General features: G+C 41.0%; 14 protein-coding genes and 1 pseudogene. 6 read left to right on the top strand and 9 right to left on the bottom strand.

From position 1 onward, the window contains the following. Window positions 1-61 precede the first annotated feature (61 nt). Window positions 62-1,194, bottom strand: a protein-coding gene (locus tag AC4MDD_RS16245; protein WP_227509860.1) for an IS3 family transposase whose coding sequence is annotated in 2 segments (ribosomal slippage) — window positions 62-942 and window positions 942-1,194 — 1,134 coding nt in all. Because the reading frame shifts where the segments join, the coding sequence is not laid out codon by codon here. A 141-nt stretch (window positions 1,195-1,335) separates the two neighbouring features. Here AC4MDD_RS16245 and AC4MDD_RS16240 point away from each other — a divergent pair. After that, window positions 1,336-1,659, top strand: a pseudogene (locus AC4MDD_RS16240) (integrase core domain-containing protein); the annotation flags it as partial. Window positions 1,660-1,833: 174 nt separating this feature from the next. Here the strand turns inward: AC4MDD_RS16240 and AC4MDD_RS16235 are convergent. From AC4MDD_RS16235 to AC4MDD_RS16220, 4 genes are all read right to left on the bottom strand, one after another. Next, on the bottom strand, window positions 1,834-2,985 hold the full coding sequence (locus tag AC4MDD_RS16235; protein WP_491882025.1) for a hypothetical protein: 1,152 nt from the start codon (window positions 2,983-2,985) through the stop codon (window positions 1,834-1,836). A gap of 77 nt (window positions 2,986-3,062) precedes the next feature. Further along, the gene (locus AC4MDD_RS16230; protein ID WP_491882024.1) at window positions 3,063-5,045 is read right to left on the bottom strand and encodes a hypothetical protein; all 1,983 of its coding nucleotides are present in this window, start codon (window positions 5,043-5,045) and stop codon (window positions 3,063-3,065) included. Window positions 5,046-5,055: 10 nt separating this feature from the next. Further along, a complete protein-coding gene (locus tag AC4MDD_RS16225; RefSeq protein ID WP_017397192.1) occupies window positions 5,056-5,235 on the bottom strand; it encodes a hypothetical protein in 180 nt (59 codons plus the stop codon). A gap of 275 nt (window positions 5,236-5,510) precedes the next feature. Continuing rightward, window positions 5,511-5,672 (bottom strand): hypothetical protein, encoded by a 162-nt coding sequence (locus tag AC4MDD_RS16220; protein ID WP_004692748.1) that lies wholly within the window; start codon window positions 5,670-5,672, stop codon window positions 5,511-5,513. Between the two features lie 459 nt (window positions 5,673-6,131). On the opposite strand from AC4MDD_RS16220, the gene AC4MDD_RS16215 reads away from it, so the two are divergent. Next, window positions 6,132-6,332 (top strand): dodecin family protein, encoded by a 201-nt coding sequence (locus tag AC4MDD_RS16215; RefSeq protein ID WP_004978694.1) that lies wholly within the window; start codon window positions 6,132-6,134, stop codon window positions 6,330-6,332. Window positions 6,333-6,430: 98 nt separating this feature from the next. On the opposite strand, the gene AC4MDD_RS16210 is transcribed toward AC4MDD_RS16215, so the two are convergent. After that, window positions 6,431-7,120, bottom strand: coding sequence for a DsbA family oxidoreductase (locus AC4MDD_RS16210; RefSeq protein WP_004692746.1), 690 nt, complete (start codon window positions 7,118-7,120; stop codon window positions 6,431-6,433). 235 nt (window positions 7,121-7,355) lie between these two features. On the opposite strand from AC4MDD_RS16210, the gene AC4MDD_RS16205 reads away from it, so the two are divergent. The 3 genes from AC4MDD_RS16205 (at window position 7,356) to AC4MDD_RS16195 (ending at window position 9,149) form a co-directional block, all read left to right on the top strand. Beyond that, window positions 7,356-7,868 (top strand): hypothetical protein, encoded by a 513-nt coding sequence (locus AC4MDD_RS16205; protein WP_491882023.1) that lies wholly within the window; start codon window positions 7,356-7,358, stop codon window positions 7,866-7,868. Between the two features lie 146 nt (window positions 7,869-8,014). Next, complete coding sequence (locus AC4MDD_RS16200; RefSeq protein WP_491882022.1) at window positions 8,015-8,764, top strand: hypothetical protein; 750 nt, start codon at window positions 8,015-8,017, stop codon at window positions 8,762-8,764. Between the two features lie 112 nt (window positions 8,765-8,876). After that, window positions 8,877-9,149 carry a hypothetical protein gene (locus AC4MDD_RS16195; protein WP_005400961.1) on the top strand — a complete coding sequence of 91 codons (273 nt, stop codon included), beginning with the start codon at window positions 8,877-8,879 and terminating at the stop codon, window positions 9,147-9,149. Between the two features lie 57 nt (window positions 9,150-9,206). Here AC4MDD_RS16195 and AC4MDD_RS16190 read toward each other — a convergent pair whose 3' ends face one another. After that, the gene (locus AC4MDD_RS16190; RefSeq protein ID WP_058868774.1) at window positions 9,207-9,905 is read right to left on the bottom strand and encodes a YidX family protein; all 699 of its coding nucleotides are present in this window, start codon (window positions 9,903-9,905) and stop codon (window positions 9,207-9,209) included. A 285-nt stretch (window positions 9,906-10,190) separates the two neighbouring features. Between AC4MDD_RS16190 and tehB the strand changes: the two genes are divergently transcribed. Further along, window positions 10,191-11,060, top strand: coding sequence for an SAM-dependent methyltransferase TehB (gene tehB / locus AC4MDD_RS16185; protein ID WP_279739502.1), 870 nt, complete (start codon window positions 10,191-10,193; stop codon window positions 11,058-11,060). A gap of 143 nt (window positions 11,061-11,203) precedes the next feature. On the opposite strand, the gene AC4MDD_RS16180 is transcribed toward tehB, so the two are convergent. Next, window positions 11,204-11,923: a YidX family protein gene (locus tag AC4MDD_RS16180; protein WP_279743976.1), complete on the bottom strand. Its 720-nt coding sequence runs from the start codon at window positions 11,921-11,923 to the stop codon at window positions 11,204-11,206. Window positions 11,924-12,296: 373 nt separating this feature from the next. After that, window positions 12,297-13,469, bottom strand: a complete 1,173-nt coding sequence (fadA, locus tag AC4MDD_RS16175; protein ID WP_004692736.1) for an acetyl-CoA C-acyltransferase FadA — start codon at window positions 13,467-13,469, stop codon at window positions 12,297-12,299. Window positions 13,470-13,472 lie beyond the last annotated feature (3 nt).

The raw sequence follows: 13,472 nt of genomic DNA, 5'->3' as shown, positions 1-13,472 counted from the left end.
AGAGGTGGTCCCACTTGTTTGAACAACTAAAAGCGTATTTATAAGTGATATTCCGCTCTAGTTAAGCCACCTTGTTTTGTTGGGGTAGCTGATCATAGTAAAACTCATTTGGTGTCAATTTGTCTAGACTCGAATGAGGTCGTTTCAAATTATAAAACTCAAAATATGCACTCAATTGCTTTTTCGCATCTGTGACACTGCTATAAGCTTTGAGATACACCTCTTCATATTTAACGCTCCGCCATAATCGTTCAACCATCACATTATCAATCCATCGACCTTTACCATCCATACTGATTTGAATGCCATTTGATTTCAATACATCAATAAATGCATCACTGGTGAACTGACTGCCTTGGTCTGTATTAAATATTTCAGGTGATCCATATTTTTCAATTGCTTCATTTAAAGCCGAAATACAAAAATCCACCTCCATACTAATCGATACCCTATGCGCAAGTACCTTGCGGCTATGCCAATCAATCACAGCACATAAATAAACAAAGCCTTTTGCCATAGGGATATACGTTATATCCGTAGACCACACTTGATTACTGCGCAGAATAGCCAACCCTTTGAGCAGATATGGATATTTACGGTGAGCTTGATTAGCCTGGCTTAAATTTGGTTTGCAATATAACGCCTGAATACCCATTTTCTTCATTAAAGTACGTGTATGACGTCGTCCTATATGATGCCCTTGACGATTCAACAAATCACGCATCATACGACTGCCTGCAAAAGGATATTGCATATGTAATTCATCAATACATCGCATCAGTTTCAGATCTGATGAGCTAACAGGTTTTGGGCGATAATAATAACAACCACGAGAGACTTTCAGTAACTTAGCCTGTTTAGATACTGAAATCTGAAGTGAGTGATCGATTAACTTTTGTGGTTGAAGCGGCCCAGTTTCTTCAACACACCTTCTAAAAAATCAATTTCTAATGCCTGCTCACCGATTTTTGCATGTAACTTTTTAAGATCAATGGGGGGTTCTGATGGAGCTTTTGATTGATCGAAAGCTTGCGAGGAAGCTGAGATCAATTGATTTTTCCAGTCAATAATTTGGTTTTGATGAACATCAAACTCAGAACTCAATTCAGCAAGTGTTTTTTCTGCTTTGATCGCAGCAAGTGCTACCTTAGCTTTAAAGTCGTTTGAATGATTTCTTCTTGGTCTACGTGCCATAAAATACTCCATATATTGATGTTTATAACATCATTTGAGGAGCAGAATATCACTTATAGGAGTTGTTCAAATTTCCGGATCCATCTCTGTTATGCAGGCTCTACATATGGCGATGCAGCATGTGACGGATCGAGAGCGACTAGGATGATTCATCATTCAGACAGAGGCTCTCAGTATTGCTCTGAGCTATATCAATCGGCATTGCGCCATTATGGGATATGTCCTTCCATGACAGATGGATACCTTGCGAAACAGTGTTTCTCATATCAAAATGCATTAGCAGAGCGGATTAATGGAATATTAAAGCAGGAGTTTTTAACTACACGATGTCAAACCATGAAGGAGTTAGATCACTTAATTACGGAATCTATCATGATTTATAATTGCTATAGACCACATTTAAGTTTAAATATGAACACCCCGAATCAGATGTATGAGCAAACTAAAACCGAGCTAATTGCTTAACTCGGTTTGAAGTGGAATACTGTCAATCTATTTCAGGACAAGACAAACCCATTGGGTCAAGCGCCTTAATATCTGTTAAATGCATTGATTAAATTGGCGGAAAAGAAGCTGATGTGGATATCCGTGGATAAGTGAGAACTTATCCACAGTTCAGGCTAAATATCCGCCATGCCATTAAAATAAAGCTTCAAAACGGACCAAGGCACTGACGTAATGGCTGCGGTCTTCACGGTGATCGTTAAAATAATTTAAATCGCCTTGGATATAAAACCACTCGCGTAAGAAGGGTTGACGCCACGAGACAAAAGGCCCCCAACGGTTCAAGCGCAGGTCGTCGTTGTTGTAGAAACCGCCAGTGTAAATGCCGTAGTTAAAACGATTGCCATGAAAGAATTGGTGTTGTCTAAAGCTATAGTTATCCCAGAGCAGATCATCATCTTGTTCGTCGGCATAGGTCAGACTGAACTGATTGGATAAAAAGGGTTGATTGGGTCGTGCATGCGTCAGCTCTAGGTTGGTACGTAAGTAATTTTCACTGTCGATACCATAACGATAAATCTGTTCAGCATACGCACGAAAATCATTGTCGAGTTTCCATTCTTTCGATAACTCGATCCGCGCATAGATATCATCCCCTGAACGTACACCCAAGTCGAAATCGGTTTCAAAAGGCAGACGATCTGATAATTGCGACCATCTTAAAGCCAGTGAGCTATTGGCATCACGGGTTTGGCGGCGATCAAATGTTTTATCGTTATTCGCACTGGGTGGATTTTCATTGGTAATTGCAACATTGTTTTGCAGTTCGTTATCTAATGAGTCATCCCCAAACACCACACTGAGTTTATGTTCTAAAGTTGGAAGTTTAACCCGCCCCCTAATCCGCGGTTTTACATCGTATTCATCATGTTTATTCCAGCGGTTATCGACCAAGACCCGTAAGGTGGCTGTGGCCGGTTTTTTAGGATCAGTTTCACCAAACCAATTGTCCATTTTAGTGGCTGTTCGGTCTGCCCAGTTTCGAACTTCTTTTTGCTGGCGGTCGACCCATGTGCGTTCTTCAGTGAGATCAGTCGTGGGCACAATCAGCTCGTCCGATTCTTCAGGTAGAACGGTTGGAAGTGAGTCAATCCACTGTGGAATTTGATATAAAAGTCCACTACCTTTGGGGGGCGATGCGATTTTGTCAATTTCAGCCACGTCGTGAGGTGGCACAAAATGTTGTGTGATGTTGGTATTGCTTTCCGCCCAAGCCACGTTGACGTATGTACCTACACTTAGGCAGAAAAATAAAGAGATGGATCCCACATGTTGAGTTCTTAGCATGCTTTCGTACTTTATTGTTCTTCGATGTTTTAGTGTTGTAAATTTCACATAAGAACACAAGTAGAAAATACAAAACTCTACAACTCGCTGCCAAGTTGTTTTTGAATAGAATCAAATAATTGAAACACGGTGATAGGTTCAGGCAAAGTGGAAATCGTATTTTGAATCAGTTGCCAACTGACGCCGTGCTGTCGGTCTAAGACCAAGCACGGATACGCGATCTCGGCACGTGAGAGTTCAACCCGCTTTTGACCATGAATCACTCGAATTTTTTGTCGTTCTTTTAACACTAAAATGGGCGTATTTACGTCCGCGGAGCTTTCTTCAAACTGGATGAATTTACGGCTATTGAGTAGATCGACCAGAATAAATGGATGATAGTCTTCAATATGCCATACCAGTTTGGCCTGTTGGGTATACAGCTGAAAAATCGAAAATACATCATGCATGTGACCCTGTAGCTGCTCCCATTCAATTTCGCGAATGGCTGCGATTTGATGTTGACAACTCTGGGCAAATTGTTGGCTCAGACAAATGGCTTCCGTGGGACTGTCAGCACCAAATAGAGCCAAATAGTTAATAAACCCTCCGTGTTGATGGGTCTGTTCTGCCACATAGATGGGAGAGTCCAACCAGTGATCGAGTCGGTCGCTGTGAATCAGAAAATCGATATTTTGGCCGATCTCGGTGTGCCCTGAAATGTCGAGGCCATACAGCTTAGGATCTAAGTTTGGTTGATGCAGCGTGCGCAATTTCGCTTGATATTGCCCTAGATTGATCTGTGTGGGCAGTATGGGTTGCGCAGCAAGGGCTGTTGTTTCCGAGTTGTCTGTATAGCTATCCTGTACAGCAGGGCGTGGTGCTGTCACTTCGCTTTTAAGTCGATCTTGTGGTTCAGCTAAGATTGCTTGCCTTTGGATAAAGTCCTGAATGGCGAGCGTTGAAATAGATGCACTTGGCTTGAGGTCAAATGGAATGGGTGCAGCGGTCTCAATGATAAATTCTTCATGAGGCTGAGATAGCTTATCATTTAAAAGAGGCAGATGACTGAGAAGTGAATGATTTTCTGCTAATACTTCAGGTCGAGGCTCTAAATCTGTTTGTACGATATCGACCTGATTTTCAGGTTCCTTATCTTGTTTGATACTTAGCTCAATAGCATTGATTGAGACGACATCTTCTACAGCGCTTTGCTTAAAAGAGCTGAGTTTGGTTTGTTCAATTTGAGTTGCATTTGGGCTGCTGGCGAATGTGGGTTCTATTTCGGTATTGAAATGAAGCTCTGCTTCAGCCTCAGATAAAACTAGACTAGAATCTGGGCTGACTTCGGGAAGCAATAACTCAGAATCTTGGGGCTGCTCAGCCGATGAGTGATCATCTGTAGCAATGCTTAAAAGCTCAATACCCGTGAAGATAAAAGCGTCACTAACCACATTGTCCTGTGCATGCCCTATGCTAGTTTCTTCATCGAATGTTGTTGCAAGAGGGACGATAAACTGGTCTCGTGCAACTTCTGCAACTTCTGCAACTTCTGCAACTTCTGCAACTTCTGCAACTTCTGCAACTTCTGCAACTTCTTCGGATATTTCTGGTGTCGTAAGAAAATGTGCGTTGTCGAGTTGTTGAGCGCTTTGTACATGGCTCAAAAACCATTGGTAGGTATGTTCAAACTTTATGTGCCATGGGCTGCTATATAGTGTAGCTGGAGTGCTTTGAAAAGCAATTTGCCAACCCAAACCTGATTTATATAAAACACCCCATGCGAAAGCCGCCTGCTGTTTTAAGGCATCGCTTAAAGCAGATTCATATTGAAATAGTCCAATATAGGCATGCTGGTAGGGGCTTTGCTGTATCCAGCGTTCAGCCGCAGCTTGAGGCTGAGTCAGCGCCTTATAGGCTTCGAGTTGTTTTTGAAAAATGGGTTCATCACAGAGTGCAAAGATTTCACGGATGCGTTTTTTCGAGCGTGCAATTTCAAAAAAAGACAGAGGTTGATGCTCCAAACCATCAATCAATTGATGCAGTTCTTTGATCAGCAGTGCTTTTTCGATTGCTTTCATGCGCTGAGCTCTAAAGTTGTTTTTGTGCTTGTTCCAAGTAGCTTGCCAAAACCATATTGATGGCCAGTTCAAGTAATTTATATTCGGCTGAAGTCGGCTGCGTATACTGCTGTGCAAACGCAATTAATTGATCAAGGTCAATGGCTTGGGGCGTAATACGGCCTTGGATGAGGGCTTGTAAATTTTGCATAGGTATGTGCTATTGAGTGCATTTAATTTATTGGTTTTGGAATTGGGTCTTCTTGTTTGATCATAATTAGAAAAGAATAAATAGGCAAAAATTATTCTGCTCTCGATACGAGAAAAGGGTAGTGAAAAATGTAGATAATTTCGATTTCAGCACAGATTGAATTAAATATTTTTGCCCTAGAGGGTTCATAGCTGAAATTTTTTGTCAGTTCTTTGCAATTTTGGGCAAAAAAATAGGCAATCAACATTGCCTATTTTTGACCAAGTCAGCGCAAATTACGCTTCTTGATGTGGTGCAGCCGCAGGAGCATCAGCCGTTGCCGTTTGAGTGTCTGCTGGTTTTTTTACAGGAAAATCTGGAACAAAAACAACTTGTGCAGAAACAGTTGCAGAAAGAGCCATTACAGCGACAGCCAAAGCATATTTAACAGCGTTCATGATATTTCCTCTAAAAAGGAGGTCTCACTAAGGAGACTGGGAGTTTTAAAAAGATAAATTTCGCATGAATAATATCAAAAAATGATCGATTTAAGCGCTGGTTTAGGCCAGTAAAAGATGAATGGTGAGTTCATTTATTGTTAAAAAACAATAAATTAGAATAAATACTCTAGTCTAGTATAGAGTTTTTACTCCAGCGCTAAACTGTTTAAATTTAAAGTGAAAATTTAGATTTTCAAGTTTGAAAGGAAGCTTGAAAGTAGGTCTTTTTTGTCTGAAATGAGACCTGAAGAAGGACGTAGAGTTACATGATTAATCGTTTAAATATTCACCATTTTGAAGTCTTTTGATTGTGCGCACTGTGTAAGTTTTTGCTGTGGAATGTTTAACTCATCTATTTTTGATTAAAAATTCACCTAAGATGAACAGGTAAAAACAACAATAGCTGAGGACAAACAGATGGCCATTGCAAAAGTGGTAGAAGTCAATTCAAGCAGTGCGAAAAGTTTTGAAGATGCGATTCAGACTGGGATCGCAAAAGTCACCGAGACGGTGAAGAATGTTCAAGGTGCTTGGATCAATGAACAAAAAGTGGTGATTAAGGACAACCAAATTGTAGAATATCGGGTCAATCTTAAAATTAGTTTCTTGGTCGATTAAACACAAGTCCATTTTTTTATAACCTATAAAAAATCCCCGCAGATCGGGGATTTTCTTATCTATGGATAGGGCTCAGTTCAGCTCTGAACCCAGTATCCTTATGATTGTTTTGGTGTTTCACAAGACTCATCGGAACACTGTGCCGCATTATTTTCTTCTGCTGGCATTTGTGCTTTTTCAAGGACTTGTAAAAAGACTTCACGCGGCTGTGCACCCGCTAAAGCCACACGTTGATCGAAAACAAAGAACGGCACACCCGTTACCTTCAGTTGTTCACGCGCCACTTCTTGGTCAAACTTCACGAAATCTGCGTATTGGTCAGAATCCAGCACATCATCTACCTCAACTGGGTTTAAGCCAATACGAGAGGCCACATCTTCAATGGTTTCACGTTCACCAATCGGTAAACCTTGCGTCATATAACTAAAGAAAAAGGCTTCTTCAGCTTCATTGCCTAAACCATGGCTTTGAGCAAGGTGGATAATACGGTGTGCATTGAAACTGTTGCCTGAGTTGGCATTTTCCCAGTTAAACTCAATGCCTTCTTCCGCAGCCATTTTGGCAATATTACGTTGCATTTCTTCAACTTCAGCGACTGTGCGTCCATATTTTAGTGCGAGACGTTCTGAGTTCGAAATTTCTTGGCGTACTGGTGCATCTGGATCCAGTTCAAAACTGTGCCAATGCACTTCCAATTCAACACCAGCCTGTTCAGCCGCCGCTTCTAAACGTTTTTTGCCAATATAACAAAAAGGACAAACAACATCTGACCAAATATCTACACGCATGGGATTTCTCAAAAATAGTAAAAAGAGCAATTAAGGAAATGATGGGGATGAGTTATAAAATTTAAAGCAGGCCCATTAAAAAAAGCGGTTTCGCTATGGATTCAATCAGTTGAGCCTCTGGGTTTGACCGTTTATCTGACAACTACGCTGCATAAAGATCGAAAAATATACAATAGAGTGAAGGTGCTCAGTTTGAGCATGCCTTTTTATATCTCTTATCGTTTGGGATTGTTTTATGAAATTTTTAAATTATCTTCCCATTTTTTGTTGCGCTCTTCTTATGCCGACTTTGCTGCAAGCCAATGGTGAGATTGTGAGTCTACCGACTTTTAAAACCATGGCGGAATCAGAGCTACGTGCAGAAACGGGTGTGATTCCTTATCAACAGGATGAAAATATTCGTAAAGCCTTGCAGCACCGTATTGTTCAGTTACAGGATGATGCACAGTCTTTTGTGGTCGATCCGACTATCACTCAAAACATCGATATTTTGCCACCTGCGGTCACCGCAGATCTAAATTCTGTGCCGCCTTTGTTACGTGAACATGTCTTAAACATCGCCGCTGGTTTGCAGTCGTCTAATCCAACTGAAGGTTTGTATATTATGTTACAGCCGTTTGGCATTGACCGTAATGCGACCAATGTACAAATTGCCCGTGAACAAATTTCGATTGGGCAGATTGATCGGAATTTTATGCAAGGGATTCAACAGAATAGTCAGCAACCAAGAATAGCTCCAGCGAAGTAACACTTCCTTATTGGTTTATCGCCAGTACTTCCTCATCCACTTGGGGAAGGTACGGGCTTAGCATCCTCAAAGATCGATAACATGTTGAAATATTGATCATGTGCCTTTATTTGCTATGATGAAAAGAAATGAAGAGGAAGCTGAACATGCGACGTATCGTGTTGATTTTAGTTCTTGCGACCAGTGCCGTTTTTGGTTGGATGTTTTATCAGTATTCTCAACAACAAAAAGAGCAGCAGCAGCTACAACGCTATGAAACGGTGCTGTATGAAAAGACCGAACAAATTTACAAACAAGCTCAAGATTGGACTACACCGATTCAAGTCGATGTAAAAGACCCACGTCTGACAGGTGACTATCAAATTATGGCGGAGTTTGTGCTCAGTCATATGCTGCAAAATGCCGAAGCGCGCAATCAATATCTACGAGATTTAAAAGCCTTAAATTGGGATCAGTTTCTAAATATTGACCGATTAAGCAAAGACAAAAAGAACAATTATGCTGAAACGGAGCAAATGCTGAAAGATGTACATGCCGTTGTTGAGAGCTATGCTCAGCAGGTTGAACAACGTCAAAAAGAGGCCATTGCTCAGGCCAAAGATTTAGCAATATCTTCGCGGTTCCGCCATCAACTGACTGACAGCATGAAAGCCAGTGAAAAAAGCCATGAAGCTACCCGCCTGTTTAGTCTTGAACAGCAGAATTTAGCCAAAGCGGATCAAATTTTCTTGGTGCTGAAAAATAACCAATGGGAAAAGAAAAATAATACCTTTATGTTTTATGAAGATGCACCACTACAGCATTTTAATGCGCTGTATAAAGAGATTTTGGCATTGAATAGCCAAATGCAGCAGGTCGAAAAACAGACCCAAAAAGAGGTGGAACAGAAGTTATAACACCGTGCAAAGATGACAGTCTTGTAAGCGGACTGTCATCTGTTGTTCAAAATTGGCTGCTAGAGTAAAAGCATCACAACGATGACGACTTTTCAGTGCAGGCAGGTGAGTCATGAGAACCATACACGTTTTTGATGATATTCAGCATGTGTATAGTGAGTTTGTAGAAAATAAAAACTATCCAAAATTAGAACGTTTAAGCAACTGGGGGAAGAATCGTTTTTTCTTCAACCAATATTTCAAAATGATCGAAGACTGGCACCACACCGAACAAATCGTGATTCAGTTCAACCAACAGTACTTCAGTCTAGATACGGGCAGCGCACCTGACTTTATGGACAAAGAAAAGTATATGGCTTGGTTGATGGGCGAGCTCTTAATTTAAATCCTTCACAAAAAAGCACAGCGCCCGATTCGTTCTAGGCGCTGTGCTTTTATTGTCTTAATCAAAAATTTTATCGGCTGCTTGGAAGGGTAGGCTGACCACATCAATTGCGACGGCAAAAGGTAGCAGCACTAATTTTTCAAAAGGATTCATGCCCGACTTCGATTTATAACTTTCCTCTTGGTGGGTATAAATGCTCACCTGATAAGGCTTACTCAAAGCTTTTAAAGACGCTAAATTGTTCGCCGCAGGGTAAACCACACCTGCCAGTTTTATCTCGAAACAGAAACGCTGCGCAAACATGCGTTCATCGCTGGAACTTGAACATTCCTTCGCGCCATTTTCAATAAAAAATTCCAGATCTTTCTTGCTGATGTCTTCTTTGAGCTTCACATAAGACAGTGGCAGTGTTCCTGTAAAATGACCATCATTCTTTTCTGAATAGAAACTTAGTTCTCGGGTGACTTGAATATTTTTCGGCTCCAGTTTCCCAATCAAGCTGACAAATTGGGGCCCGCCTTGGGTCAATACATAACTTTTTTGTTGGCCCGCAATCACTAAACTATGCGCAGGTAAATTCGGTAGAGGCTGAGCAGGTTTGCCAAAAGCCACCACTTGGTCTTCAATCAAGGTGACTTTGTTGGTACGGGTATAGGTTTTATTGTCTTTGGTCATCAGGGTTTTGGTGGCACAGCCTGTGAATAATGTCCCCATGACGCCTAAGCAAATGATGGTTTTTAAAGGTGATGCAAACATCGATAGACTCCGAATCATTTGAAATATAGTTAAGCTGAATTTTTATTGTCTTTAAGCCTATCATTAAAATGTTCAAAAAGGCGTCAAAGCTCAAAAGTTTAAAGTCATGAAAGTTCGATGAGTTGCTCAATGCAGGGGAGCGACAGATTTTATTTCTTACACATCTGTAGTTTTTAGTCACTGAATGAATGTTCATTTGAGTCTGAACTGGCTATGATCATACAAGCGTTCAATAATAAAAGATGGATTAGCAAATACGTCATAACAAAGGTGGGGACTAGGCTGATGCAAGACTTGATTTGTTATAAAGAACTTCCTGTGTGGACTGCGCAGGCCATTCCGCAAGGGTTTAAAAATCAACACAATACCAAAGCAGGCACGTGGGCAAAGTTAAAGATTTTTCAAGGTGAGCTGAGTTTTGCTTTTCTAGATGAGGCAGGTCAAGTGCAATCTGAGCATCTATTTACCCCTCAGCAACAGCCACCATTTATTCAGCCTCAAGCATGGCACAAAATTGTTTCGACCAGCGATGACATAGAGTGTCAGTTGCAATTTTACTGTACCCCGCAGGATTATTTTAATAAGAAATATCAGCTTTCACCTACGCACTCAGAAATTTTGGCGGCTACGCCGTATTTACACGGTGGTCGGGCTTTGGATATCGGCTGTGGGCAGGGGCGAAATTCGCTGTATTTAAGCCAGCAAGGCTTTGAGGTGGATGCTTGGGATGTTAATCCGCAAAGTTTGCAAAAACTACAACGGATTATAGATGCCGAAGGTATTCTAAAGATTCATGTACAAAAGCGTGACCTCAATGCTGACCCAAGCATTACAGGTACATACGACTTTATTTGCTGTACGGTAGTGATGATGTTTTTAGAAGCCAAAACGGTGAAACCGCTGATTGCGCAGATGCAGCAAGCAACTAAAGTGAATGGATTTAACTTGATTGTTTGTGCGATGGATACCGATGATATTCCTGCGCAGGCTGACTTTCCATTTGCGTTTAAAGCAGGAGAGTTAAGTGCTTTGTATGAGGGTTGGAACATTGCTAAATATAATGAAAATGTAGGTGAGTTACATCGAGTCGATGAGCAGGGCAATCGGATTAAGCAGCATTTTGCGACCTTGTTGGCGCAGAAAATTGAAGTATGAGCTTTTTAATTGTTTGAGTTGAATAGGTTTTGTATTCAACTCATTAATTAAATACTCGAAAGTCTTTGGTCACTTCCTTAAGTTAGATGGACTGTTCTTATATTCAGAAAAAGACAGTCTATTTAATGTGATGATGTGAGTAATTAAGGTTGATAAGTAATGTCTAAAGCTTTCAGAGGCAATTGAATAATGTCGATGGCGATTGTTAAAGGTAATAGCGGTATTGCAGACAATTTTTCACGACGAGACATTTTAATATAGCCACTTTGATTGTCGTAATACATGATACGTACTTTATAAGGATGACTTAAGGGCTTTAGATCCGTGGCATTCTCAATTTTGGGATAAATCGTACCTGAAATTTCTAAACTAAATAGATGATCTTGCTGCTCTGCCTTAGAGCAATCACATGGTGCAACACCATATTTTTTGAATAATGAACGTTCTTCTGGACTTAATATTCCATTGGGTGGTACATAAGAAAATTTAAAAGTGCCGCTAAATTTATTGCTGTTGAGCCTAGAAGAATAGAAATCAAGTTCACGATTGATATGGATATATTGCGGATTGAGTTGGCTAATGAGTTCAATAAAATCCGCACCGCCTTTATTGATGAGGTAACTGTATTTATTTCCTGCAACTACAATGCTATCAGTTGGCTCGTTCGGAAGCGCTTTAGACAGTTTGCCAAATGCAATCACATCGTCTTCAAGTAAGGTTACCCATTCGTATTTAGCCTCGTATTTTTGAAATAAGCTACGGGAGTGATGCCCAATTTCTTTATTAGCAATGCAACCTGTGAGGAAAAGTGAAGTACAGAGGTAGCCGATCGTCAAAAGGGAATAAAATGGTTTGATTTTCATTGTTATGTAAAAGACTGTTATATTTTAGGTCATACCATAAAGCAAAAACTTCTGAAACTCTAGAATTTTAGTCCCCATTATTGAATTGATGCGCTTCGTTAGGAATGCTTCTAAGACTGTCTAAAGATCAGATTTTATGAGAAAAGGTCGAATAGGAGTAAGAGGTTTAATGAATGTTTGGGCTTTGTAAGATAGTAAATAAGATGTTTATTCAACTTATGATTCAGTTTTGAAACTTGAGCTTTCTATCTGTTGGTTTATTTTAGACAATCGCTTTAAGTTTAAGTGAATAGCATTTATTTCATTTATTCTTTGCTTCATAAAAAACCCCGCAATAAGCGGGGTTTTTTTAATCTCAGTATTTAATTAAATATTAAACACGTTCGATAATCGTTGCGATACCTTGACCCAGGCCGATACACATCGTCGCAAGACCAATTTGCGTATCTTGTTGTTCCATCACGTTCAACAACGTCGTTGTGATACGTGAACCAGAACAGCCCAATGGGTGACCCAGTGCAATCGCACCACCATTTAAGTTAATGATGTCTTGCTTCTCATAAACACCTAAGCCTTTCATTACAGACAAGCCTTGAGCAGCAAACGCTTCGTTTAACTCGATGGTTTGGATATCCGCCATGCTTAAGCCAGCACGTTTAAGCGCTTTTTGAGTTGCAGGTACAGGACCATAACCCATGATCGCAGCGTCACAGCCTGCAACCGCCATAGAGCGGATCACAGCACGTGGCTTAAGACCTAAAGCTTGAGCACGTTCAGCAGACATGAGTAGCATTGCAGATGCACCGTCAGACAAAGCTGAAGACGTTGCTGCTGTTACCGTACCGCCTTTCGGGTCAAATACAGGACGTAAACCTTTGAATGCTTCAAGGTTGGCATCTGGACGAATCACTTCGTCGATATCGCAAAGGATTTTGAAGCCATTTGCATCATGACCTTCAACACCCACGATTTCGTTTTTGAAACGACCTTCTTGCGTTGCAGCCCAAGCGCGGCGGTGAGACTCAACACCGAACGCATCTTGTTCTTCACGCGTAATGCCGTTCATACGACCTAACATTTCAGCCGTTAAGCCCATCATGTTCGACGCTTTTGCATAGTGCTTAGACGCTTCTGGGTTGAGGTCGATGCCGTGCATCATGCCGACGTGACCCATATGCTCTACACCACCGATGATGAAGATATCACCTTGGTTGGTTGCAATCTGTGCAGCAGCGGTGTGCAGCGCTTGCATAGATGAACCACAAAGACGGTTAACCGTTTGACCTGCCACAGTTTTTGGAAGGTCAGCCAATAAACCAATGTTACGGCCAATGTTCATACCTTGTTCTAGAGTCTGGTTTACACAGCCCCAGATCAGGTCTTCAACTTCATTGGTGTCAAACTGGTTACGAGCAACTAAAGCACGAACCAATTCAGCCGATAAGCTGTCAGCACGTACATTGCGGAACATACCGTTTTTGGTTTTACCCATTGCTGAACGTACGCCATCAACGATGACAACGTCACGTGGATTTAAAGTAGCCATTCA

The organism is Acinetobacter sp. CAU_H_29a_1, assembly GCF_058599505.1.
This window is presented reverse-complemented; position numbering and strand designations above follow the sequence as displayed.